General features: G+C 63.2%; 20 protein-coding genes. 15 read left to right on the top strand and 5 right to left on the bottom strand.

Going from position 1 to position 23,438, the window contains the following annotated elements; translation table 11 throughout:
- Positions 1-116 precede the first annotated feature (116 nt).
- From ccmC to SKA58_RS08025, 8 genes are all read left to right on the top strand, one after another.
- Complete coding sequence (gene ccmC / locus SKA58_RS08055) at positions 117-839, top strand: heme ABC transporter permease CcmC (RefSeq protein WP_009821903.1); 723 nt, start codon at positions 117-119, stop codon at positions 837-839.
- A 1-nt stretch (position 840) separates the two neighbouring features.
- A complete protein-coding gene (locus tag SKA58_RS20495) occupies positions 841-972 on the top strand; it encodes a hypothetical protein (RefSeq protein WP_266101005.1) in 132 nt (43 codons plus the stop codon).
- Positions 969-1,415: a cytochrome c maturation protein CcmE gene (ccmE, locus tag SKA58_RS08050; RefSeq protein ID WP_009821902.1), complete on the top strand. Its 447-nt coding sequence runs from the start codon at positions 969-971 to the stop codon at positions 1,413-1,415. Before SKA58_RS20495 ends, ccmE begins: the two co-directional genes overlap by 4 nt.
- Complete coding sequence (locus SKA58_RS08045; RefSeq protein ID WP_009821901.1) at positions 1,412-3,340, top strand: heme lyase CcmF/NrfE family subunit; 1,929 nt, start codon at positions 1,412-1,414, stop codon at positions 3,338-3,340. The genes ccmE and SKA58_RS08045 overlap by 4 nt, the downstream gene beginning before the upstream one ends.
- A complete protein-coding gene (locus tag SKA58_RS08040; protein ID WP_198005931.1) occupies positions 3,337-3,864 on the top strand; it encodes a redoxin family protein in 528 nt (175 codons plus the stop codon). The genes SKA58_RS08045 and SKA58_RS08040 overlap by 4 nt, the downstream gene beginning before the upstream one ends.
- Positions 3,861-4,268, top strand: a complete 408-nt coding sequence (locus tag SKA58_RS08035; RefSeq protein ID WP_009821899.1) for a cytochrome c-type biogenesis protein — start codon at positions 3,861-3,863, stop codon at positions 4,266-4,268. Before SKA58_RS08040 ends, SKA58_RS08035 begins: the two co-directional genes overlap by 4 nt.
- Positions 4,265-4,909 (top strand): tetratricopeptide repeat protein, encoded by a 645-nt coding sequence (locus SKA58_RS08030; RefSeq protein WP_009821898.1) that lies wholly within the window; start codon positions 4,265-4,267, stop codon positions 4,907-4,909. The genes SKA58_RS08035 and SKA58_RS08030 overlap by 4 nt, the downstream gene beginning before the upstream one ends.
- Before the next feature lie 132 nt (positions 4,910-5,041).
- Positions 5,042-6,970, top strand: coding sequence for a potassium transporter Kup (locus tag SKA58_RS08025; RefSeq protein WP_009821897.1), 1,929 nt, complete (start codon positions 5,042-5,044; stop codon positions 6,968-6,970).
- A gap of 125 nt (positions 6,971-7,095) precedes the next feature.
- Here SKA58_RS08025 and SKA58_RS08020 read toward each other — a convergent pair whose 3' ends face one another.
- Positions 7,096-7,566 carry an Hsp20 family protein gene (locus SKA58_RS08020; RefSeq protein ID WP_009821896.1) on the bottom strand — a complete coding sequence of 157 codons (471 nt, stop codon included), beginning with the start codon at positions 7,564-7,566 and terminating at the stop codon, positions 7,096-7,098.
- Between the two features lie 594 nt (positions 7,567-8,160).
- Here SKA58_RS08020 and SKA58_RS08015 point away from each other — a divergent pair.
- Positions 8,161-9,411, top strand: a complete 1,251-nt coding sequence (locus SKA58_RS08015) for a lipoprotein-releasing ABC transporter permease subunit (RefSeq protein WP_037542295.1) — start codon at positions 8,161-8,163, stop codon at positions 9,409-9,411.
- Positions 9,404-10,081 (top strand): ABC transporter ATP-binding protein, encoded by a 678-nt coding sequence (locus SKA58_RS08010; RefSeq protein ID WP_009821893.1) that lies wholly within the window; start codon positions 9,404-9,406, stop codon positions 10,079-10,081. The genes SKA58_RS08015 and SKA58_RS08010 overlap by 8 nt, the downstream gene beginning before the upstream one ends.
- 16 nt (positions 10,082-10,097) lie before the next feature.
- Here the strand turns inward: SKA58_RS08010 and SKA58_RS08005 are convergent, their stop codons facing one another.
- Positions 10,098-11,894, bottom strand: a complete 1,797-nt coding sequence (locus tag SKA58_RS08005) for a sensor domain-containing diguanylate cyclase (RefSeq protein WP_009821892.1) — start codon at positions 11,892-11,894, stop codon at positions 10,098-10,100.
- Positions 11,895-12,041: 147 nt separating this feature from the next.
- Here SKA58_RS08005 and dnaE point away from each other — a divergent pair, with 147 nt between their 5' ends.
- A complete protein-coding gene (gene dnaE / locus SKA58_RS08000; RefSeq protein ID WP_009821891.1) occupies positions 12,042-15,587 on the top strand; it encodes a DNA polymerase III subunit alpha in 3,546 nt (1,181 codons plus the stop codon).
- A 257-nt stretch (positions 15,588-15,844) separates the two neighbouring features.
- On the opposite strand, the gene SKA58_RS19840 is transcribed toward dnaE, so the two are convergent.
- Both SKA58_RS19840 and SKA58_RS07990 read right to left on the bottom strand, forming a co-directional pair.
- Positions 15,845-16,357, bottom strand: a complete 513-nt coding sequence (locus SKA58_RS19840; protein ID WP_156784153.1) for a hypothetical protein — start codon at positions 16,355-16,357, stop codon at positions 15,845-15,847.
- Positions 16,358-16,397: 40 nt separating this feature from the next.
- Positions 16,398-17,465: a PA0069 family radical SAM protein gene (locus SKA58_RS07990; protein ID WP_009821888.1), complete on the bottom strand. Its 1,068-nt coding sequence runs from the start codon at positions 17,463-17,465 to the stop codon at positions 16,398-16,400.
- Between the two features lie 96 nt (positions 17,466-17,561).
- On the opposite strand from SKA58_RS07990, the gene rnr reads away from it, so the two are divergent.
- A complete protein-coding gene (rnr, locus tag SKA58_RS07985; protein WP_009821887.1) occupies positions 17,562-19,862 on the top strand; it encodes a ribonuclease R in 2,301 nt (766 codons plus the stop codon).
- A gap of 85 nt (positions 19,863-19,947) precedes the next feature.
- Here the strand turns inward: rnr and SKA58_RS07980 are convergent, their stop codons facing one another.
- A complete protein-coding gene (locus SKA58_RS07980) occupies positions 19,948-20,403 on the bottom strand; it encodes a universal stress protein (protein WP_009821886.1) in 456 nt (151 codons plus the stop codon).
- Positions 20,404-20,587: 184 nt separating this feature from the next.
- Between SKA58_RS07980 and SKA58_RS07975 the strand changes: the two genes are divergently transcribed.
- The 3 genes from SKA58_RS07975 to lpdA all read left to right on the top strand — a co-directional run.
- Positions 20,588-21,910 carry a pyruvate dehydrogenase complex dihydrolipoamide acetyltransferase gene (locus tag SKA58_RS07975; protein ID WP_009821885.1) on the top strand — a complete coding sequence of 441 codons (1,323 nt, stop codon included), beginning with the start codon at positions 20,588-20,590 and terminating at the stop codon, positions 21,908-21,910.
- Positions 21,910-22,311, top strand: a complete 402-nt coding sequence (locus SKA58_RS07970; RefSeq protein ID WP_009821884.1) for an acyl-CoA thioesterase — start codon at positions 21,910-21,912, stop codon at positions 22,309-22,311. The genes SKA58_RS07975 and SKA58_RS07970 overlap by 1 nt, the downstream gene beginning before the upstream one ends.
- A gap of 12 nt (positions 22,312-22,323) precedes the next feature.
- Positions 22,324-23,438, top strand: a 1,115-nt coding sequence (gene lpdA, locus SKA58_RS07965) for a dihydrolipoyl dehydrogenase (RefSeq protein ID WP_009821883.1), incomplete at its 3' end; no start/stop codon positions are given.

The following is a 23,438-nucleotide window of genomic DNA, read 5'->3' as shown; positions in this document are numbered from 1 at the left end:
CCTCCTTGTCACAAAAAACCGGCTAAACGCCAACAACGCTGCGTTTCTCGCTCTGCGCTATCGGCAAAAAGCCCTACTGGCGCAGTCCGTTCGGCGCAGCTACACACGCAGCCCTGATGCATCGTTTCGCCAACCCCGCCCGCTTCTTGAAGATCGCGCGTCCATTAACGCTGTGGCTGTTCTGGCCCGGACTGATGCTGATCCTGATCGGCGCGGTTTGCGGACTGCTGGTGACGCCGGCCGATTATCTTCAAGGACAGACGGTACGCATTCTCTATATCCATGTCCCTGCCGCATGGCTGGGCATGGGCGGCTGGACGGGGATCGCCCTTGCCGCTCTGATGCAGCTGGTTTGGCGACATCCGCTTGCAGCCATAGCGGGGCGGGCGATCGCGGCGCCCGGCGCCCTGTTCACGGCCATCTGCCTGGCGACCGGCTCCATCTGGGGGCGGCCGACCTGGGGCACCTGGTGGGAATGGGACGGGCGCATGACATCCATGCTGGTGCTGCTGTTCCTCTATCTGGGCTATATCGCGCTGGCCAATGCCAGCGCCCGCGACGGGCAGGGCGGCGTCAGCAGCGTGACCGCGATCTTTGGACTGGTCGGCGCGGTCAACATTCCTATCATCAACCGATCCGTGGTGTGGTGGAACAGCCTGCACCAAGGGCCGAGCATCACGATGCGTGGCTCTACCATCGAAACGGCGCTGCTGTGGCCTTTGGGCCTGACTTTGCTGGGCTTCTCCCTCTGGTTCGGCGCGATCGTGCTGATGCGGATGCGCGCGATCCTGGCGCAGAACAAGGTTGAGGCGCGGATGCAGCGTCTGGCGAGAGGATAAAATGAACCAGTGGGCCTTCGTGATTGCCGCCTATGCCGTGACGGCGATCGCGACAATTGTCATGAGTTTCCTAAACTGGCGCGCGATGGCGTGCGCTGAACGCGCAGCGGAACGGCTGTCGGACAGACCATGAAGGCAAAGCATCAAAGGCTGATGCTGGCGCTTGTTGCGCTGGCTGCCATCGTCGGCGCGGGGTTGCTCGCCGCGTCGGCGCTCAAGGACGAAGCCGCCTATTTTTATGCGCCCGCCGACGTCGAGGCCAAGGGCGTGGAGCCGGGCCGCGCGATCCGGCTGGGCGGCATGGTGGTGAAGGGAAGCCTGACGCGGGCAGCCGATGGCGTCACCATCCGGTTCGATGTCACCGATGGGAAGGCAACGGTGCCGGCGACCTTTAGCGGCATCGCGCCCGACCTGTTCAAGGAGGGCAGCGGGGTCGTTGCGGAAGGCGCCTTCGACAACCAGGGAACCTTCGTCGCGACCAATCTGCTCGCCAAGCATGACGAACGCTATATGCCGCGGGAACTGGAGGGGATGCAGTATAATGAAACCACGCATCAGCTGAAGGTGAAGCCTTGATCGCCGAAGCCGGTCTTATCGCCCTCTGGCTCGCCGCGTCCCTCGCGCTGCTTCAGCTGTTCCTCGCTTTCGCGGGCCTGAAAGGCGGCAAGGTGGAATTGCTGGCTGCCATGCGTCCGGTCGCGGTCGCGCAGGGCGTGCTGACGGCGCTTGCCTTCGCGCTGCTCATCACCCTTTTCCTGCGGTCGGACATGTCGGTGCTGCTGGTCGCGATGAACAGCCATTCGGCCAAGCCCTGGCTGTACAAATTCGCAGGCACCTGGGGCAATCATGAAGGGTCGATGCTGCTGTGGGTCGCGGTGATGGGCGTGGCGGGCGGCGCCGTCGCCCTGTTCGAGCGGGCCTTGCGGCGCGACACGCATATGGCGACATTGGGCGCACAAGCGGCCATTTCCTTGGGTTTCTACGCCTTCCTGCTGTTTTCGTCCAATCCCTTCGCGCGAGTCGACCCGCCGCCGCCTGACGGCCAGGGCCTCAATCCGCTGTTGCAGGACCCCGGTCTCGCCTTCCATCCGCCTACGCTCTACCTCGGCTATGTCGGCCTGTCGGTCGCCTTTTCCTTCGCGGTCGGCGCGTTGCTGACACGCGCGGTCGATGCTGCCTTCGCGCGGGCGATGCGTCCGTGGGTATTGGGCGCATGGATATTGCTGACGCTCGGCATCACGGCGGGCAGCTATTGGGCTTATTATGAGCTGGGCTGGGGTGGCTGGTGGTTCTGGGACCCGGTGGAAAATGCCTCGCTGATGCCATGGCTGGCGGCCACGGCCTTGCTGCACAGTGTCACGGTATTGGCGACGCGCGATGGCCTGCGCGCGTGGACCATCATGCTGGCGGTGGTCGCCTTCTCCATGTCGATGGTCGGCACATTCCTGGTGCGGTCGGGCATCTTGACGAGCGTCCACGCGTTCGCCGTCGATCCCGAGCGGGGCAGCTTCATCCTCGCGCTGCTCGCTATCTATATCGGCGGTGCGTTGGCGCTGTTTGGCTGGCGCATCGGGTCGGTGCGGGAAGGGGTGCCGTTTGAACTGGTCAGCCGTGAAACGCTGCTGGTGGTGAACAATCTCCTGCTGTCGGTGATTTTGGGGATCGTGCTTATCGGGACACTCTACCCCCTGATGACCGAAGCCTTTGGCCATAAGGTTTCGGTGGGTGCGCCCTATTTCGACCGGATCGCCGGGCCGATCGCGCTGACGTTGATGATCGCAATGGCGGTAGGGCCGCTGACCCGGTGGCGGCGCGATCGGCTGCCGGCGGTGGGCAGGCGTCTGGTCATTCCGGCGACGGGTGGTGCGATGGCAGCCGTGTTCATAGCGGCAGTCGCGTGGGGGCGGATCGGCCCGCTGCCCTTTTTCGGGCTGACTGTCGCCATTGGTGTCGGCATTGCGAGCTTGGCGCCGCTCTGGAAGCGCAAGCTGCTGCGTACCCCTTTGTTCACCTGGGGTATGGTGATCGCTCATCTGGGCTGCGCTGTCAGCCTGGCGGGCATGGCATGCGATTCGGCCTTCACGGTTGAAAAACTGGTCGCGGCGCGACCGGGGGAAGCGATTCGCACGGCCGGTTGGACGCTGCGCTTCGTTAAAATCATGCCGCTGGCTGGCGACAATTGGACGGCGCTGCAAGCGGATATGGCGGTCGATCGCGGAGGGCGCGCGGTGATGATGCGCCCCCAGTCCCGTTTCTTCACGTCGCCACCGACCACCACGAGCGAAGCGGCGTTGCTGACGCGGTGGGATGGCCAGCTCTATGTCGTGCTGGGCGAAGAGGTTGAAGGCGGCCGCTGGCAGCTGCGCATCTGGTGGAAACCGTTTGTGACGTTGATCTGGTTTGGCGGCGTGCTGATCGCCTTGGGTGGCGCGTTGGCGCTGATCGGGCACGAACGGCGCGGATGGCTGGTGAAATGGCGTGGTCGGAGGGCGGTGGCATGAGGCGGATCCTGATCTGGTTGCCGCTGCTGCTGTTTGTGGCGTTCATCGGCCTGTTCGCCAGCGGCCTGTTCCAGCCGGATGATCGCATCATCCATTCAAGGCTGGTCGGTCAGCCCCTCCCGGCCTTTGATCTCCCCGCCGCCGCGAGCGATCGTCCTGGCCTTAGCAGCGAGGCCATGACCAGCGGCCAGCCCCGGCTCCTCAACATCTTTGCCAGCTGGTGCGTGCCCTGTGTGGTCGAAGCGCCCCAGTTGATGGCACTGAAGCAGGCCGGCGTTGCCATCGACGCCATCGCCATCCGCGATGCGCGGAGCGATGTCGACGCGTTTCTGGCACGCAACGGCAACCCCTATCAGCGGATCGGGTTGGACGCGCGCAGCGCCGTCCAGATCGCGCTTGGGTCTTCCGGCGTCCCGGAAACATTCGTGATCGATGGACGGGGGCGCATCGCCTATCAGCATATCGGAGAAATCCGCGCCGATGACGTGCCGACAATTTTGGCGCGGCTGGAGGATGCTCGATGAAGGCGCTGCTCGCCTTGCTTCTGGCGTTTGCCGCCCTGCCGGCGCTGGCGCAGACCGCGCTGCCGCCCGCACCATGGGCCGACCGGCAGATACCCGATGCGCGGCAGGAGCGCGCTGCAAAGGCACTGATGGAAACCATTCGCTGTCTCACCTGCCAGAGCCAGTCGATCGCCGATTCCAATGCCAGCATGGCGGCCGACATGCGATCGCAGATACGCGAGCGCATCATGGCGGGGGAAAGGCCCGAAGCGATCCGGGCCTGGCTGGTGGCGCGCTACGGCGATTGGGTCAGCTATGCGCCAAGCGCCGATCCGATTCTGTGGCCGCTGTGGGCGGCGCCGCTGGTCCTGCTGGCTTTGGGGCTTGTCCTCATGCGCGGTCGGATCAGGAGGAGCAGGTCGTGACCGGTTGGCTCATCGCTTCTGCATTGGCGGCACTGGTTTTGGTCGGGCTTCTGTTGCTTGGCCGTATCCCTCGATCAGCATGGGAAATCAGCGCCGCCGCCTTGCTGCTGGGGCTGGCTGGCTATGCGTGGCAAGGCAATCCCGGGCTTGCCGGGGCGCCCCGCCGGGTTGCCGAAGCCGATGGGCAGCCGTTTGACGAGGCGCTTGCGCAAAAACGGCGTGGCCTGGCCGAACGATTTGGCCCGGCGGCGCAATGGATGATGTTGTCCGACGGGCTCGCACGGCAGGGCAAGACCAAGGCGGCCGCCAATGTGCTGCTGTCGGCCCTGCGTGATCAGCCCGACGACCCGAATTTATGGCTGGGGCTGGGCAATGCCTTGGTTGCGCATGGCGATGGCATGCTCTCGCCCGGCGCGCAGTTTGCCTATCGCAGGGCCTTGTCTATCGACCCTGAAGCGCCGGCGCCGCGCTATTTCTACGGTTTGGCGCTGGCCCGCGCAGGACAGTTGCAGGCGGCGCGCGACCTGTGGGCGCCGCTGGTCGCGCGTGCGCCTGCTGACAGTGAAGTGCGTAAGGAACTTGAAAGCAATATCGCGCGTATCGACGCCATGCTGGCGGGTCGTGAGGCTGGTCAGCCATGATGCGGTGCAGCGTTCGCGTTGCACGGCGGCAGGAGCCGTGATAGGGCGCGGCGGTTTGCGGGGGTAGCGGACTTTTCCGCCCAGGCCCCCGGGTGGGTGTCCAGACGAGCATGACCATTCGGCATATCATTCATGGCTGATCTTCTTCCCAATACCGCTCCTTCGTCTTCGGAAGAAGGAGAGGGCGGTCACGGCCATGTGCGGCAGAAGGCCACGGCGAAGCTGGTGGTCGGCGCGATCGGCATCGTGTTCGGCGACATCGGCACCAGCCCGCTCTATGCGTTCCGGGAGACCTTTGCGGGCCATCACCACCTTGATCTCGATCCGGATCATATATTGGGCGTCATCAGCCTGATGTTCTGGTCGATGATGCTGGTGGTCACGCTCAAATATGTCAGCATCATCATGCGTGCGGACAATAAGGGCGAGGGCGGCAGCCTGGCGCTGCTCGCGCTGATCAACGGCCAGACGAAGACGCAGCGCTGGTCGCGGGGCATTGTATTGCTGGGCGTGTTCGCCACCGCGCTGTTCTATGGCGACTCGATGATCACGCCAGCGGTTTCGGTGCTGTCGGCGGTTGAGGGTATCGCGGTCTATAATCCCAACCTTGCGCCGATGATCCTGCCGGTGGCAATCCTCATCCTGCTCGGCTTATTCTGGATACAGGGGCTGGGCACAAATCGGGTGGCATCGCTGTTCGGCCCGATCATGCTCACCTATTTCGTGACGATCGCGACCCTTGGCGTGATTTCGATCCTTCAGACGCCCGGCATCCTGTTCGCGCTCAATCCCTATTGGGCGTTGATGTTCTTCGTCACCGATCCGCTGCCAGCGTTCCTGGCCCTGGGTTCGGTCGTGCTGGCCGTGACGGGCGCTGAGGCGCTCTATGCCGACATGGGGCATTTCGGCCGCAGCCCGATTCGAGTGTCATGGCTCGCCTTCGTCCTGCCGGCCTTGATGATGAACTATATGGGGCAGGGCGCCTTGCTGTTCCGCGACGGTGCGGCTGCCCTGGACAGCCCTTTCTACAATCTCGCCCCGCAATGGGGTCAGTTGCCGCTGGTCATCCTCGCCACCATGGCGGCGATCATTGCGTCGCAAGCCGTCATATCCGGTGCCTTTTCGGTGACGCAGCAGGCGATCCAGCTCGGCTTCATGCCGCGGCTGCGCATTTCGCATACCAGCGCATCGGCGGCGGGGCAGATATATATCCCCCTCATCAACTGGGGGCTGATGACGATGGTCATCCTGCTGGTGCTGGTGTTCCGGACTTCGTCCAACCTGACGGCGGCCTATGGCATCGCGGTCACCGGCGCGATGTTCATCGACAATTTGCTGCTGACCGTGCTGCTGTACCGGCTGTGGCGCTGGAAATGGTATTATGCCGCGCCCCTGCTGGCGGTGTTCTTCCTGGTCGATGGCGCCTATCTGGCCGCCAACATGACGAAGGTGCCCGATGGCGGATGGTTCCCGCTGTTGATCGGCTTCATCGTGTTTACCTTGCTCACGACCTGGTCGCGCGGGCGCAGGCTGGTGCAGGACCGCTTGCGCGAGGCGGCAATGCCGATACCGGTCTTCGTTGCGTCCGCTGCCAACAGCGCCGTGCGCGTGCCGGGCACGGCCGTGTTCATGACGTCAACGCCGGACGGCGTGCCCCATGCGCTGCTGCACAATTTGAAGCACAACAAGGTGCTGCACGAGCGCGTGATCCTGCTGACGGTCAAGATCAAGGATGTGCCGGTCGTCGAGGATGAGGGGCGTGCGAAGCTGGAAGATCTGGGCCGGGGATTTTTCCGCCTGATTCTTCAATATGGTTTCATGCAGGAACCCGACGTGCCGGCCGCGCTCAAGAATGTCACGGGATGCGGTCAGGCGTTCAAAATGATGGACACCAGCTTCTTTCTGGCGCGGCAGACCCTGTTGCCGTCGGCCAAGCCCGGCATGCCGCTGTGGCGGGAAAAAATCTTTGCCTGGATGCTGCGGAATGCGGAAAGCGCGATGGAATTTTTCCGCCTGCCTACCAATCGTGTCGTCGAACTGGGCAGTCAGGTCGAAATCTGACGCTGCGACCTGCGAAGTTCACACCGTGCAGAGGTGAACGATGGCCATTCATCGTTTCTGAAATCGGCCGATAAAAAGGGCGCGACCAAGAAGGTCGCGCCCCACATTCTCTTATCATCCACCGATCAGGCGGCGTCGCGATCCGTCGCGTTGATGTCGACCAGCTGACCGCCATTGATGGCGATCTTTTTGGGCTTCATCGCTTCGGGCACTTCGCGCACCAGTTCGATCACCAGCAGACCGTCCGCAAGGTCGGCCTTTTCCACGCGCACGAAGTCCGCCAGTTCGAAGCGGCGTTCGAAGCTGCGGTTCGCGATGCCGACATGCAGGAATTTGGAACGATCCGCCGCCGTATCGTCCTTGCGGCCGATAACCTGCAGCAGATTCTGCTGCGCGGTAATGTCGATCTCCTCAGGGCGGAAACCCGCCACGGCGAGGGTAACGCGGTAGCGATCCTCGGACAGCCGCTCAATGTTGAAGGGCGGATAATTGTCGCTCTGCTGCAACCGGGCATTATTTTCGATCAGGTCGAACAGACGATCGAAGCCCACGGTCGAGCGGCGATAGGGGGTCAAGTCAAAAGCACGCATCGTCATAATCTCCTAAAGAGCAAAATGAACCATGCCGAACCCGTCACACCGGCGTCCGGCGATACCAAGCCCGGCCCCATGAGGCGGCCGGACGATTGGGATATGGTTTGACGAATGCCGCTTTCAAGAGGCCCGAATGTGCCCAGGCATTCGGCGCGATCCATTGCGCGGAACCGATCATGCGGCGGTCCGTCAAAGGCATTTCGCAATGGCAACATTGAAGTTTGTTGTGTCGCAGCAAGAAACGGCGAAGACGCCGAAAGGCCAGGATGGTCGTGCTAAAGAAAAAGCACCCGGATCATGCTTTCATGATCCGGGTGCTTAATGGACGATTGCTCGTCTCCCCCTTGGCCTGCCTCAACCACTTCTTAGCCCCCTAAGCTCGAAGCGGGATGCAGTATCCCTGAACCACGGCCTTTCACCTGTGCTTCGACTGTCTTGCTATGCTTGCTGCGACGGCGAGTCACGGGCAAAATCGGGACGTGGTGATTTTCGGTGCGACCCTGTGGCGACGATGCAACAATCCGGCAATGCTTGCCGTGGGTCCCGGCCGGTCCTAGAGCCTGCTGCAAACCACCATCGAAGGGCCGTTCGCGCCACATGATTCTTTCCCGTTACGAACGCATGATTGCCAAGCGCTATTTGCTGCCGGGCAAGGGCGAGGGCTTCATCTTCCTGGTCGCGGGCATCAGCCTGGTCGCGGTCATGCTGGGCGTTGCGGCGCTCATCATCGTCATGAGCGTGATGAATGGCTTTCGCGCCGAACTGTTCGACAAGATTGTCGGTTTGAACGGCCATGCCGTGGTGCAGGGCTATGGCGGGCGGCTGCCGGACTGGCAGTCCATCCTGAAGCAGGCAAAGGCGACACCGGGCGTCACCAGCGCGACGCCGATGATCGAGCAGCCTTTGCTGGCGACGTTTAACGGCAGGGTCGAAGCGGTTCTGGTCCGGGGCATGACCGTGCCCGACATTCGCGCGAACAAGACGCTGAAGGGCAAGGTGCTGGCCGGCAGTCTGGACAGCCTGACGCCGGGCGCGGGAAAAGTCGGCATCGGGTCGCGGCTTGCTGAAAATCTGGGCGTTCAGCTGGGCGACAGTCTGACCATCATCAATCCTGCGGGCCGATCGACTCCCTTTGGAACCGTGCCGCGGCAGATATCCTACCAAGTGTCGGCCATCTTCGAGGTCGGCATCTATGATTATGACAAGGCGATGGTCGTGATGCCGGTGGAGGATGCACAGACGCTTCTCCTGCTGGGCGATGTCGTCGGCATGATCGAGGTGGAGACGGTCAATCCGGACAGGGTCGGTCAGATATTGGAGCCACTGGCGGCAAAGGTCGCCGGCCGTGCGGTCATCACCGACTGGCGGCAGATGAATGCGTCCCTGTTCGAAGCGCTGGCGGTCGAGCGGGTGGCGATGTTCGTCGTCCTGTCCATCATCGTGCTGGTTGCGGTGTTCAACATCCTCTCCTCGCTCATCATGCTGGTGCGTGCGAAGACCCGCGACATCGCGATCCTGCGCACGATGGGAGCAAGCCGGGCAGGGCTGGTCAAGATTTTCATGACGGTTGGTGTGACGATCGGCACGTTGGGCATGGTGGCCGGCATGGCACTGGGCTTCACCTTCTTGTTCTTCCGGCAGAGCGTTGTAAACGCGATTCAGTTCGTGACGGGTCAGAATTTGTGGGATCCATCGATCCGCTTCCTGACAGAATTGCCGTCACAGCCCGATCCGGTCGAAATTGCGGTGATTTGCGTCATGGCATTGCTGTTCAGCTTTCTTGCCACCCTCTATCCGGCTTTCAAGGCCGCCAATACCGATCCGGTCCAGGTGCTGCGTTATGAATGATGTTCTCAAAGTCACCGACCTTGCGCGCAGCTTTACCCAGGGCGGCGTGACGATCGATGTGCTGCGCGGCGTCGACCTGCGCGTGGGCGAAGGCGAGATCGTGGCGCTGCTGGGGCCTTCGGGCTCGGGCAAATCGACGCTGTTGCAGGCGGTCGGTCTGTTGGAAGGCGGGTTCGAAGGATCGATCCGGATCGCGGGGGAGGAAGCGGCGAAGCTGGACAATGATGGACGCACCCGGTTGCGCCGCGATGCGTTGGGTTTCGTGTATCAGTTCCATCATCTGCTGCCCGATTTCAACGCCACCGAGAATGTGGTGCTGCCCCAGGTCATTCGCGATGCGGACATGGCGAGCGCGCAGGCGCGCGCGGAATCGCTGCTGACGTCACTGGGGCTAGGCCACAGGCTGGATCATCGTCCCAGCCAATTGTCGGGCGGCGAGCAGCAGCGCGTCGCCGTGGCCCGCGCGCTGGCGAACCGGCCGGCGCTGGTGCTGGCGGACGAGCCGACGGGCAATCTGGACGAGCGCACGGCCGACGTGGTCCTGGCCGAATTCCTGCGGCTGGTCAGAGGCGAAGGCTCCGCGGCGCTGGTCGCCACGCACAATGAGCGGCTGGCGCAGAAAATGGACCGGGTGGTGCGATTGCACGAAGGCCGTTTGCAAACGGCCTGACGCCAATGATCGCGTCTCAGGCCGCGTCCCGCATCGCCGCGACCAACACCCGATCGCGCCCCTGCGCCTTGGCACGCAGCAGCGCAGCGTCGGCGGTTTTGAGGAGGCGGTCGGCGCGGCCATGATCGGGAAAGGCTGACAGGCCGAAACTTGCGGTCACAGGTCCCAGCGCCGTGCCGCCATGATCGACGCGCAGATCCTGCAACTGTTTCTGTATCTGTTCCGCGCGGGCCAGGGCCTGATCCAGCGAGAAGCCCGGCATCAGGACGACGAATTCCTCACCACCTAGCCGAAAGGCGTGCCCTTCCTCGCGCAGAGAATCGTTCAGTAAAGCGCCCACCGCGCGCAGGATCGCATCACCGGCATCATGACCATGATTGTCGTTAAATTGCTTGAAATGGTCGATGTCGATCATCAGGCAGGAGAGCGGCGTGGCGTTGCGATCGGCCTCTTGCGCCAGCCTGCTGAACAGCAGGTCGAACTGCCGGCGATTGGGCAGGCCGGTCAGGGGATCGACCATCGCCATGTCGCGCAGCACGTCGCGCAGGCGCAGGTTGGATAGGGCAAGACCGATATTTTCTGCCAGCATCTCCAGATAGGTGCCACTGCGCTCCAGATGCGTTGCGCTCGCGCCCGCAGGTTCCTCGAAATAGAGAAGGCCGATGCTCTCACCCTGCGCTGTCAGGGGGATGCAGATCGTCTGGACACTGCCCTGCGCGCCCAGATGCTCGCATGGAATATCGACCATGTCGCCAACCGGTCGATGAGTCTGGCCCCGGCGCAGCGCCCAGCAGGCCGAAGGCGCAAATTCCGTCACCGAATGCGTGGGGTCCAGCCATTCGCAGGCCTGGGCCATCGCATTGCGCCGTGCATCGTAGATGTACAGCTTGCCTGGAAAGTCGGGCGTTATTTCGGGCACGAATCGGCGCACGACTCCGACCAGATCGGCGGTGTCGTCACAGCCCTGTAGCCGTTGCGTCAGGCGGGACAGAAGATCGCGCATCCGGTGGTCGATGGCGCGTTCGCGTTCCAGCCTTTGGCGTTCCAGACCATTTTCCCGGAAGATTCGGATCGCCTGCGCCATATCGCCTATTTCATCGACATGCGCCATTTCGGGCGGGATCGCGTCATAATCCTGCGCCGCCAGTCGAGTCACGACATCGCTCAGCCGCACTACGGGGCGAAGAATGCGTTGCTTGAGAACGAAATAGAGGACGCACAGGAACAGCAGCGCTGTGGCGCCCAGCATGATTTCCGACATGGTGCGCCACAGGCGCGCGCTTTCGGTGGCGCGGGCGACGGCCTGATCCGTGCGTTGGTCCAGCATATACTGGAAGCGGGCGATCTGGGCGGCGACCCGGTCCATTTCCCGCCCATATTCGTCGCCGAACAGAATGGCGCGCGCGGATTGCGCGTCGCCGCTCTGAACGGCCTTCAACGCCGTTTCCTGCTCCTCGATCAGCGCATCCGCCCAATGGATGCCCTGCCGCAATGCCTGAAGTTCGGTGTAGCTGGCGCCGGCATCCTTGAGATGACGAACGCGCTCCTCGACCGACCGCAAACCGTCACGTTCACGGCGATAGGCGATCAGGTGGCTGGGGTTGCCGGTGACGACGAAGCTGCGCGCCTGTTCGCTAAGGCGATAGACATCCTCTTCCAGCGTGGCGGTAAGCTGGTCGAAGGTCGCGCGCTGGGTAACGGCGGCACGCTCCTGCTCCTCGACGGACGAGGCGAGCAGCATGGTGGCGCCGGACACGAGGGTCAGCGCGACGGTGGCGCCATAGGCCCAGTTGGTAATCGTGGAAAGCCGCATGGCGGCAATCTACCGGCCAGAAGTTGGCGATTGATTAAGCATGACAGCGAAGTGGACGGATGTGCGATCCCATCGTCCTCCTTTCGTCCACAGCTTTCGCGCGTCGGGGGCTGGCGCCGACTCATGCTCGACGCCTAAGGTGCCGCCATGTCCCATGCCGCCTTCGTTCCGCTTCGCATCTTTTCCTCCTTCACCATGCTGGAAGGGGCGATCGATCCCAAGAAGATCGCCAAGCAGGCGCGGGCGCTGGGTTTTCCGGCAGCGGCGATCACCGACCGCAACGGACTTTACGGGTCCATGGCCTTTTCCGACGCTTGCAAAGGCGAGGGCGTGCAGCCGATTATCGGGGCGATGCTGGGCGTGTTGCGCCCGGGCCGTCCCGCCAATGCGGCACAAGTGCATGACTGGATCACGCTCTATGCGCAGGATGCGCGCGGCTATGACAATATCTGCGCCCTGGTGTCGATGGCGCATCTCGACCGGCCGGTGGAGGAGGTGCCGCATGTGACGCTCGACGCGCTGGAAGGGCGCACCGATGGCGTCATTGCCCTGACAGCGGGTGGCGAGGGCGCGCTGGCGCGATTGTTCGCGGAAGATCAGCCCGATGCTGCCCTGGCCTATGCCGAGCGGCTGGAGGCGCTGTTCCCCGACAGGCTGTATGTCGAAATTTGCCGCCGCCTCGACCCGGTGGAGGGCAAGGCGGAAGCGGCGCTGCTCGATCTTGCCTATGATCGCGGCCTGCCCCTGGTGGCGACCAATCCCACCTGCTTTACCGAACCGCACTTCCATGAAGCGCATGACGTGATGCTGTGCATCGCCGATAGCGCCTATGTGGACACCGCCGACCGTCGCAAAAGCTCGCCCGACGCCTGGATGAAGCCGGCGGCCGAAATGAAGCGGCTGTTCGAGGATCTGCCTGAAGCGCTGGCCAATACGCTGGTAGTGGCGCAGCGCTGCGCCGTGGCCGCCCCAAAGCGCAAGCCGATCCTCCCCAGCCTTGCCGGCGATATCGAGGGCGAGGCCGCGATGCTGCGGGATCAGGCGGCGGAGGGACTGGAGGCGCGGCTGGAAAAGGCCGGCATATTGGGCGAGGAGATGCGGCGGCCCTATTATGAACGGCTGAAGTTCGAGACCGACATCATCATCCAGATGGGCTTTCCCGGCTATTTCCTGATCGTTGCCGACTTCATCAAATGGGCCAAGGAGCAGGATATTCCGGTGGGGCCGGGGCGCGGATCGGGCGCGGGGTCGCTGGTTGCCTGGGCGCTCACCATCACCGACCTGGACCCATTGCAACTCGGGCTGCTGTTCGAGCGCTTCCTCAATCCCGAGCGTGTGTCGATGCCCGACTTCGACATCGACTTTTGCGAAACGCGGCGGGGCGAGGTGATCCGTTACGTACAGCAGAAATATGGCGCGGATCATGTGGCGCAGATCATCACCTTCGGTAAGCTGAAGGCGCGCGCGGTGCTGAAGGACACCGGCCGCGTGCTCCAGATGAGCTATGGGCAAGTGGACCGGCTCGCCAAGCTGGTGCCCAATCACCCGACCGATCCCTGGACGCTGGAACGGTCCCTGAATGGGGTCAGCGAGTTCAAGGCCGAATATGACAATGACAATCAGGTCAAGCGCCTGATCGACTATGCGATGAAGCTGGAGGGCTTCCCGCGCCACAGCTCCACCCACGCCGCCGGCGTTGTCATTGGCGACCGGCCGCTGAGCCAGCTGGTGCCGCTCTATCGCGATCCGCGCTCCGACATGCCGGTAACGCAGTTCGACATGAAATATGTTGAAGGCGCGGGACTGGTGAAGTTCGACTTCCTGGGCTTGAAGACGCTGTCGGTGTTGCAGAAGGCGGTGCAGTTGCTGAGCGCACGAGGTGTGACGGTCGATCTCGACACGCTCGCTTGGGACGACACGGCGGTCTATGACCTGCTCCAGCGGGGCGATACGGTCGGCGTGTTCCAGCTGGAATCGGAAGGGATGCGCAAGACGCTGGCGGCGGTGCGCCCCACCAATTTCGGCGACATCATCGCGCTGGTGTCGCTCTATCGCCCCGGCCCGATGGACAATATTCCGATGTTCGGCCGTCGCAAGAATGGCCAGGAAGATATTGAATATCCGCACATTCTCCTGAAACCGATACTCGAAGAAACCTATGGCATCTTCGTCTATCAGGAACAGGTAATGCAGGCCGCCCAGATATTGGCCGGCTACAGCCTGGGCGATGCAGACTTGCTCCGCCGCGCCATGGGCAAGAAGATCAAGGCGGAGATGGATGCGCAGCGCGCCCGCTTCGTTGAAGGCTGCGCCGCCAAAAGCGACATTCCGGCCGCCAAGGCGAACGAGCTGTTCGACTTGATCGACAAGTTCGCCGGCTATGGCTTCAACAAGTCTCACGCCGCCGCCTATGCGCTGCTCGCCTACCAAACGGCGTGGCTCAAGGCGCATTACCCGGCCGAATTCTATGCCGGGTCGATGGCGTTCGACATCCACCTTACCGAAAAGCTGACGGTGTTCGTCGATGATATGCGGCGCATGGGCCTGACCTGCCTTGCGCCCGACATCAACCGCAGCGAGGCGGATTTCACCGTCGAGCCGGTCGCTTATGAGGGCGAAGACGCGCGATTGGGCTTTGCCGTGCGCTATGCGCTGGGCGGCCTCAAGGGCGTGGGCGAAAAGGCGATGGAGCAGCTTGTCGAGGAGCGCAACAAGGGCGGCGCTTTCAAGAGCCTCGACGATTTCGCCGACCGGATCGAGCCGCGCTTGCTTAACCGGCGGCAGCTGGAAAGCCTGGCGGCGGCGGGCGCGTTCGATGGTATCCATGCCGACCGCGCGGGCGTTCATGCCGCGGCCGAGACGATCCTGTCCGTCGCCTCCAGCAATGCCGCCGCGCGCGAGAGCGGACAGGGGGGGCTGTTCGGCGACGTTGAAACACCCCATGCCGATGTGCGCATTCCGCCGCATCAGGCCTGGACCGTGGCGGACCGCATGGCGCAGGAAAAGGAGGCGTTCGGCTTTTATTTCTCGGCCCATCCGGTGGACCGCTACAAGCATCTGGCCGACGCGCGCGGCGCGCGCAGCTATGGCCTCATCTGTCAGTCCCCCATGCCCGCGCCCAATGCGGAAGGCCGGGCAATGACGATCATGGCGGCGATGGTCGAGGATGTGCGCTGGCGCGAGACCAAGCGCGGCGCGCGCTACGCCAGCGCGACCTTCTCAGACCAGAGCGGCCAGTTCCAGGCGAGTTGCTTCGATGAGGATGGCTGCAAGGCGATCGAGGAACTGGCGCGCGATGGCGATTGCGCGCTGCTGATCGTCGAGCTGGATCGCCTGCCGGGCGAGGAAACGCCGCGCGTGACCGTGCGCAGCGTCGAGCCCTTCCGCGCGATCGCGAGCGCATCGCGCATGGAGTTGACGGTCGATATCGAGACGACGGACGCCGTCGAGGCGCTAGCAGCGCTACTGGCCGGCGCGGGTGGCGGCCGCAGCGAGGTCTTCCTGCGCGCACCGTTAAGTGACGGACAGGCAGCGCGCGTCTTCGTGGGTGATGGATACAGCCTGGGCGCGGATCAGGTGGACGCGATCGCGACCATCAGGGGGCTGACGATCCACAAGTTCGAGCGGATGGACGTGAAAGCTGACGGCTACCGCACGCGAACGCGCCGGTCGGGCATGCGGCTGGTGGGGTGAGGGTTTTGTCCGGTGTGTCCACCGGCCGTGATCCGATCGTCACCCCAGCGTAGGCTGGGGTCTCAGGCGACGACACGCAAGATTTGGAATGTGCGCCTGAAACAACCGATGCGCGCTTCCGTCTGCGATGCCAGCTTTCGCTGGGATGACGGTTGCGCGGTCCGGTCGCAAATTTGTTGGTCTGTCTATCCTGCTCGTCAGCCCTTCTGAAACAAGGCGCTCATTCCAATGACAGGACGGAATCAGCGATCCAGTTGTTAACGAACCGTCGTATTTGACCGGGGGTCGCATTTCGCGTCGGACTTGAGTAGTTTCAGTTTCTTGATTTTCACGAAAATGAACTGACTTCCCTCCCATGGCTGCATGTAAGACTGCCGACGTGGCGCTACATATCCTTGCCCAATGACGCGGAAGCAGATCGTTTCATCAGAACCAGCTATCATCGCCTGATTCACAGGAGCAAAATAAATTCCCTGCCACTTTTCTTCTTTTATCTGGAAGTCCATGACTTCCATTCCTGAATCCTTGTCTGGAAAGAATTTCGGATACTCCCAATGTGCATTCAAATAACCATGAACAACAATTTTATTTTTGGTATCATCTCGATCTTGACCGATAGCAGCCGAAGCTATGGACACTAAAATCAGGCATAGGCCGAGTGTATGGAAGTTGATCATAAAGGGAGGCTGGCAGCAATTTCCATTGTCCGCAATTCGGCCCTCGTTGCGGAATGGTCCTCGTACGGCCTGGTGTCCATTATCATTGGTCATCTCTCCAAAATCCCACCATCCATAATCCAACCATAGCCAATCAAAACAACCGCATCTGCGCGCCTTCGGGCGGGCGAAACAGATCGGTGCGCAGCGCCAGCTTCTCGCCGCCCAGTCCTGCCTTGCGCCTGGCCTTGATAAACCGCGTGCGGATGAGGTCGGCCCAGACGCCTTGCCCCTTCATCCGGCTGCCGAAATTGGGATCATTGTCGCGGCCGCCGCGCAGGTCGCGGATGATGGCCATGACTTTGCCCGCGCGGTCCGGGTGATGTTCGTCCAGCCACGCGCGGAAGAGGGGGGCGACTTCGTGGGGCAGGCGCACGAGGATATAGCTGACGTCGCGCGCGCCGGCGGCGGCGACGCGGGCAACGACCTTTTCGATTTCATGGTCGTTGATCGCCGGAATGATGGGCGACATATTGGCCGATACGGGCACGCCCGCATCCGCCAGCCGGGCGATGGCGGCGAGGCGCTTTTCGGGATGAGCGGCGCGAGGCTCCAGCGTGCGAGCGACCCTGGGATCGAGCGTCGTCACCGAAATCATTACCGCGACCAGATTGTCGCGCGCCAGATCGGCGAGCAGGTCGATGTCCTGCAGGATGCGGTCGGACTTGGTGGTGATGAAGGTCGGGTGCCGGGTTTCGACAAACACTTCCAGCACCTGCCGCGTGATGCGCCAATCCTTCTCGATCGGCTGATAGGGATCGGTATTGGTGCCCATGGCGATGGGGCTGACGATATAGCCGCGCCTGCCCAGTTCCTTGCGCAGCAGGGCGGCGGCGTCGGGCTTGGCGAAGAGCCGGCTTTCGAAATCCAGCCCCGGCGAGAGATCGAGATAGGCATGGGTCGGCCGCGCGAAACAATAGATGCAGCCATGTTCGCAGCCGCGATAGGCGTTGATCGATTGCGAGAAAGCGATGTCGGGCGAGCTGTTGCGGGCGATGATCGTGCGGGGATGTTCGACCGTGACCTGGGTACGCAGGCGCGGTTGCGCCCCGTCGATCGCCTCCGCCATGTCGAGCCAATCGCCATTGGCTTGGCGTTCGGGCAGCGCGAAGCGGCGGCTTTCGCCGTTCAATGTCGCGCCCCTGCCCTTTTCCGCCACCATGACCACATACTAGAACAATAAGAGAACATTCGCAAGCGCTCGCAGGGTGATGGTGCGGCACTGGCGCGCGGGGGCGGGCGTCCCTATAGCGGAAAGATGGCTTCCAACCAGAAACAGAAGAAACCCGCCAAGGTCCGTCCTGCCGGCCTGCCCACCCGTCAGCAGGTGATGGATTTCATCGCCGAAGCCGATACGCCCGCGGGCAAGCGGGAGATCGCCAAGGCCTTTGGCCTCAAGGGGCAGGAGAAGATTGCGCTCAAGGCGCTGCTCAAGGACATGGCCGATGAAGGATTGATCGACATTGGTCCGGCCCGCGCCTTTCACAAGATGGGCGGCGTGCCCAAGGTGACGGTGCTGCGCATCGTCGATGTGGACGACACGACCCTGATCGCGACGCCGGAAAAATGGGAAGCGGAGGGTCAGCCTGCGCCCCGGTTGCGTATCGTCGAGCGGGGTAAACGCGGGGCGCTCACCATCGGCGACCGCATCTTGGCGCGCACGGAGGAGGCGGGGCGCGGCTGGATCGCGCACCCGATGAAGAAGCTGGCGAAAGCGAGCGAGGAATTGCTGGGCGTGGTAGAGGAGATGGCCGACGGCAAGCTGTGGCTGCGCCCCGTCGACAAGCGCATCCGCAAGGACACGCCGATCAGCGACGCAGGCGAAGCCCGGCCCGGCGACCTGGTGCTGGCCGAGCCGCATGGCCGGCCGCCCCGCATTTCGGCGCGGGTGACGGAAATTCTGGGCGATCCCTTTGCGCCGCGCAGCTTCAGCCTGATCGCCATTCACAAACATGGCATTCCCCACGTCTTTCCCGACCGGGTCGAGGACGATGCGCTGACCGTCGCGGCGCTGCCCCTGCATGAGGACAAGCGAGAGGATCTGCGGCACCTTCCGATCGTGGCGATCGACCCGGTCGATGCGCGCGACCATGACGATGCAGTCTGGGCCGCGCCCGACGAGGACGAGGGCAATCCGGGGGGATATAAGGCGATCGTGGCGATTGCGGACGTCAGCTATTATGTCCGCCCCGGCAGCGCGCTGGACAAGGAAGCACGCAAGCGCGGTAACAGCGTCTATTTCCCCGATTTGGTCGTGCCGATGCTGCCGCATCAATTGTCATCCGATATGTGCTCGCTGCGCGCGGGCGAGGACCGGGCGGCGATGGCGTGCCATCTGACGATCAATGCGCAGGGCAAGGTGATGGCATGGCGCTTTACGCGCGCGGTGATCCGGGTGGCGGCGGTGCTCGCCTATGAGGATGCGCAGGCGGCGATCGACGGGACCAGGGACAGTGCGCTGCTGGAGCCAGCCTTGAAACCGCTCTGGGCCTGCTGGGAATTGTTGCAAAAGGCGCGCAAGGCGCGCGATCCGCTGGCGCTGGACCTGCCCGAACGGCGAGTAGTGCTGGACGAGGCGGGCAAGATCGTGAGCGTTGCCGTGCGCGAGCGGCTGGACGCGCATATGCTGATCGAGGATTATATGATCGCCGCCAACGTCGCGGCGGCCAAGGCGCTGGAGCAGAAGAAAGCGCCGGTCATGTACCGCGTGCATGAGCCGCCGAGCCGCGACAAGCTGGTGGCGCTTAAGGACTATCTGGCGACGTTCGATATCTCCTTTGCTCTGGGGCAGGTGGTGAAGCCCTCAACCTTCAACCAGTTGATCGCCAAGATCGGCGAGGCGGAGGAGAAGCCGCAGATTATGGAGATGATCCTGCGCAGCCAGACCCAGGCCTATTATGCGCCGCAGAATATGGGGCATTTCGGCCTTGCGCTGGGCAGCTATGCGCATTTCACCTCGCCCATTCGGCGCTATGCGGATTTGCTGGTGCATCGCGCGCTGGTGGGCGCCTATGGGTTGGACCTGCCCGCGCCCAAGGGCAGGGACGTTCCGGATCGTTCGTCGCTCAGCCAGGACGATTATGAGAATATGGGGCGCGTGGGCGAGATGATTTCGGGCCATGAGCGGCGCGCGATGGAGGCGGAGCGAGAGACGATCGACCGCTATGTCGCCGCCTATCTGGCGGCGCATGTCGGTGAAGTGATGCCCGCGCGGATCACCGGCGTGCAGAATTTCGGCTTTTTTGCCACGGTGGAGGGGCTGGGCGGCGACGGGCTGGTGCCGGTGTCGACCATGGGGACCGAGCATTTCTTTTATGACGAGGCTGGTCGCGCCTTGCAGGGGGTAGAGAGCGGCGACCGCTATACGGTGGGGCAGAGGCTGGAGTTGCGGCTGGCGGACGCCGACCCGATCAATGGATCCTTGCGCTTCGAACTGCCCGACAGCCCCGCGCCGCGCGGCGCGCCGACGAAGCGGGATCGCACGCGACCGGGCATCAAGCGGGGACGCCCCGCCAATATCCGCCATATCGGCGGCAAGCGGGGCAGACACCGAAACTGACTCGCGCCCGCTTCGAGCGGAGGCGAGATGCCGATGGCGCGGCGCTTCCGTTTCTCGGCACGCTCGAAATGACCGGATTTTGGAATTAGCTCAGCCGGTCGATCGCCTCACCATCCAGGCCGCCTGGAATGACCATGATCGGGCAGGGCAGCTTGCCCGCGTCGGCGCCGGCGAAATGGCTGACGAGCTTGCCGGGGTTGCCCGTGGCCGCCGCGCCCAGGACCAGGGCGGCGACATCCTCCATTTCCTCCAGCGTCTTGCGTACGACGGCGACGGCGTCGCCCTGACGCACGGTGATGCTGGGACGGATGCCGGATTCGTCGCTGAGCGTGCCGGCCGCACTGGTCACCAGCGCTTCGGCGCGTTGCAGCGCTTCATCCTCCATCGTCGCCTGAACGCCGCCCCACTGCACGAATTCGGCCGGCGGGATCAGCGCCAGGATGCGTACCGCGCCGCCAGTCTTGGCCGCACGTCGGGCGGCGAAGCGCAAGGCGGTTTCCGCCTCCGGCGATTCGTCCACAACAACCAGATATGTCCGCATAATTTCAGCGCCCCGCTTTGAACTTCTGGCCGCAAAGGTCGGTAATCCGATCTCAACGAACCAGTCCGGTGAAATGTGGGTGATAAATGCCGGCTCTGCAACCCGCTGCTTGACCGATCCGGCGAATGGGTGGAAACACGGCCACAAATGGCGACCGCCGGATAATGAAGAAGAGGCCCCGCACATGAGCAAGAAAATCCAGATGCCCGCCCTTTCGCCGACGATGGAGGAAGGCACGCTGGCCAAGTGGCTGGTGAAGGAAGGCGACAGCGTGTCGTCGGGCGACCTGCTGGCGGAGATCGAAACCGACAAGGCGACGATGGAGTTCGAAGCCGTGGACGAGGGCGTCATCGCCAAGATCCTGGTGTCGGAAGGCAGCGAGGGCGTGAAGGTGGGCACCGTGATCGCGATCATCGCCGAAGAAGGCGAAGATGTCGCCGATGCCGCAAGCGGTTCATCCGACGCACCCGCCCCCAAGGCAGAGGCTTCGACGGATGAAGCGCCCAAAACGGCGGAGGATGCCCCGGCGCCTAAGGCCGAGGCGCCTTCCGAAAAGCCGGAACCTGCCGCAGCAACCGCTTCGGGCGATCGCATCAAGGCGAGCCCGCTGGCGCGCCGCCTGGCCGAAGCGAAGGGCATCGACCTGGCCAGCGTCAAGGGCAGCGGCACCAACGGCCGTATCATCAAGGCGGACATCGACGCGGCCAAGCCGGGCGATACGCCTGCGCCCGCCGCTTCGTCCGCCACGGCTGCGCCGGCTACCGCGGCCGCCGCGCCGGCCGCTGCGCCCGCTGCGCCCGCTGCGCAGGACTTCGGCATTCCGCATGAGGTCATCAAGCTTAGCGGCATGCGCAAGACGATCGCGCGCCGCCTGACCGAATCCAAGCAGCAGGTGCCGCACATCTACCTGACGGTGGACATCCAGCTCGACAAGCTGCTCAAGCTGCGCGCGGAGCTGAATGCGGGTCTGGAAAGCCGCAAGGTGAAACTGTCGGTCAACGACCTGCTGATCAAGGCCTTGGGCGTCGCGCTGATGCAGGTGCCCGAATGCAATGTGCAGTTTGCCGGCGACCAGATGCTGCAATTCAAGCGCGCCGACATTTCGGTCGCGGTGTCGATCCCCGGCGGCCTGATCACGCCCATCATCACGCAGGCGGACGGCAAGGGCGTCGCCGCCATTTCGACCGCGATGAAGGATCTGGCGGCACGCGCCAAGGACGGGAAGCTGAAGCCAGAGGAATATCAGGGCGGCACGGCTTCGCTGTCCAACATGGGCATGTTCGGCATCAAGCAGTTCGAAGCGGTCATCAACCCGCCGCAGGCCATGATCATGGCGATCGGCGCGGGTGAAAAGCGGCCCTATATCGTCGATGACGCCGTGCAGATCGCGACGGTGATGTCGGCCACAGGCAGCTTCGATCACCGCGCCATCGACGGCGCCGATGGCGCGCGCCTGATGCAGGTGTTCAAGGAACTGATCGAAAATCCGATGGGCCTGCTTGCCTGATGGGGCATCCCGACGAACAGCCGCCCGAGGCAAGTCCGGCTGTGCGGATCATTGCCATGCCCGCCGATACCAATCCCTATGGGGATATTTTCGGTGGTTGGCTGATGAGCCTGATGGACTCGGCCGCCGGGTCGGTCGCGGCGCGCCATAGTCATGGACGCGCCGTCACCATCGCGGTGGAAGGGATGACATTCCTGCGGCCGGTGGTCGTGGGTGATGAGGTTTCGGTCTTCGCAACCCTGAAATCCGTTGGGCGTACGTCCATGAAGATTGACGTGGAAGCATGGCGCCGAACCCGCCATGACGACCGCAGTTACCGCGTGACCCGCGCGACCTTCACCTTCGTGGCGATCGGCGAAGATCGCCAGCCCCGTTCCGTGCCGCCCCTTCCGGCAGAATAGAGAGAAGACATCATGGCTGAGAATTACGATCTCATCGTTCTGGGCTCCGGCCCCGGCGGCTATGTCGCCGCGATCCGCGCTGCACAGCTGGGCTTGAAAGTCGCGATCGTGGAGCGCGAAAATCTGGGCGGCATCTGCCTCAACTGGGGGTGCATCCCAACCAAGGCGTTGCTGCGGTCGGCGGAAATCTTCCACTATATGCAGCATGCCGGCGACTATGGTCTGGCGGCGGAAAAGATCAGCGCCGATATCGCGGCGGTCGTCAAGCGTTCGCGTGGGGTGGCCAAACAGCTTAATCAGGGCGTGACGCACCTGATGAAGAAGAACAAGATCGCCGTGCACATGGGCGATGGCAAGCTGACGGGTAAGGGCAAGCTGTCCGTAACCAAGGACGGCAAGACCGAGGAACTGACGGCCAAGAACATCATCCTGGCGACTGGCGCGCGCGCGCGCGACCTGCCGGGCACGCCGGCCGATGGCAAGCGGGTTTGGACCTATCGCCATGCGATGACACCGCCTGAAATGCCAAGCAAGCTGCTGGTCATCGGGTCGGGCGCGATCGGCATCGAGTTCGCCAGCTTCTACAATGACATGGGCGCGGACGTCACCGTGGTCGAGATGATGGACCGCATCGTCCCGGTCGAGGATGCCGACGTTTCGGCATTCCTGGAAAAGGCGCTCAAAAAGCAGGGCATGACCATCATGACCGGCGCAGGCGTCAGTGACATAAAGGTGACCGACAAGGGCGTGTCGGCCAAGCTGAAGGACAAGGCCGGGAAGGAAAGCGCCGCCGAGTTCAGCCACATGATTGTCGCCATCGGCATCGTTCCCAACACTGCCGACATCGGCCTTAAGGAACTGGGCGTCGATGTGGACGATCGCGGTTTCCTCAAGACCGACGAAATGTGCCGCACCAATGTCGAGGGGCTGTGGGCGATCGGCGATATCACCGCGCCGCCGTGGCTGGCGCACAAGGCGAGCCATGAGGGCGTGATTGCCGCCGAAGCTATTGCGGGCAAACACCCCCATGCCATGGACGCGCGTAATATTCCCGGCTGCACCTATTGCCATCCGCAAATCGCCAGCGTCGGCCTGACCGAAGCCAAGGCGAAGGAAGCGGGTTATGA

Source organism: Sphingomonas sp. SKA58 (assembly GCF_000153545.1).
GTDB lineage: Bacteria > Pseudomonadota > Alphaproteobacteria > Sphingomonadales > Sphingomonadaceae > Sphingobium > Sphingobium soli.
The sequence above is the reverse complement of the archived record's forward strand: the minus strand, read 5'-3'. Positions and strand labels throughout refer to the sequence as shown.

Bases quoted from the DNA above. Each gene is read 5' to 3' on its own strand.
- ccmC (WP_009821903.1), top strand. From the start codon at position 117: ATGCATCGTTTCGCCAACCCCGCCCGCTTCTTGAAGATCGCGCGTCCA.
- SKA58_RS20495 (WP_266101005.1), top strand. From the start codon at position 841: ATGAACCAGTGGGCCTTCGTGATTGCCGCCTATGCCGTGACGGCGATC.
- ccmE (WP_009821902.1), top strand. From the start codon at position 969: ATGAAGGCAAAGCATCAAAGGCTGATGCTGGCGCTTGTTGCGCTGGCT.
- SKA58_RS08040 (WP_198005931.1), top strand. From the start codon at position 3,337: ATGAGGCGGATCCTGATCTGGTTGCCGCTGCTGCTGTTTGTGGCGTTC.
- SKA58_RS08035 (WP_009821899.1), top strand. From the start codon at position 3,861: ATGAAGGCGCTGCTCGCCTTGCTTCTGGCGTTTGCCGCCCTGCCGGCG.
- SKA58_RS08025 (WP_009821897.1), top strand. From the start codon at position 5,042: ATGGCTGATCTTCTTCCCAATACCGCTCCTTCGTCTTCGGAAGAAGGA.
- SKA58_RS08020 (WP_009821896.1), bottom strand. From the start codon at position 7,566: ATGACGATGCGTGCTTTTGACTTGACCCCCTATCGCCGCTCGACCGTG.
- SKA58_RS08015 (WP_037542295.1), top strand. From the start codon at position 8,161: ATGATTCTTTCCCGTTACGAACGCATGATTGCCAAGCGCTATTTGCTG.
- SKA58_RS08010 (WP_009821893.1), top strand. From the start codon at position 9,404: ATGAATGATGTTCTCAAAGTCACCGACCTTGCGCGCAGCTTTACCCAG.
- SKA58_RS08005 (WP_009821892.1), bottom strand. From the start codon at position 11,894: ATGCGGCTTTCCACGATTACCAACTGGGCCTATGGCGCCACCGTCGCG.
- dnaE (WP_009821891.1), top strand. From the start codon at position 12,042: ATGTCCCATGCCGCCTTCGTTCCGCTTCGCATCTTTTCCTCCTTCACC.
- SKA58_RS19840 (WP_156784153.1), bottom strand. From the start codon at position 16,357: ATGACCAATGATAATGGACACCAGGCCGTACGAGGACCATTCCGCAAC.
- SKA58_RS07990 (WP_009821888.1), bottom strand. From the start codon at position 17,465: ATGGTGGCGGAAAAGGGCAGGGGCGCGACATTGAACGGCGAAAGCCGC.
- rnr (WP_009821887.1), top strand. From the start codon at position 17,562: ATGGCTTCCAACCAGAAACAGAAGAAACCCGCCAAGGTCCGTCCTGCC.
- SKA58_RS07980 (WP_009821886.1), bottom strand. From the start codon at position 20,403: ATGCGGACATATCTGGTTGTTGTGGACGAATCGCCGGAGGCGGAAACC.
- SKA58_RS07975 (WP_009821885.1), top strand. From the start codon at position 20,588: ATGAGCAAGAAAATCCAGATGCCCGCCCTTTCGCCGACGATGGAGGAA.
- SKA58_RS07970 (WP_009821884.1), top strand. From the start codon at position 21,910: ATGGGGCATCCCGACGAACAGCCGCCCGAGGCAAGTCCGGCTGTGCGG.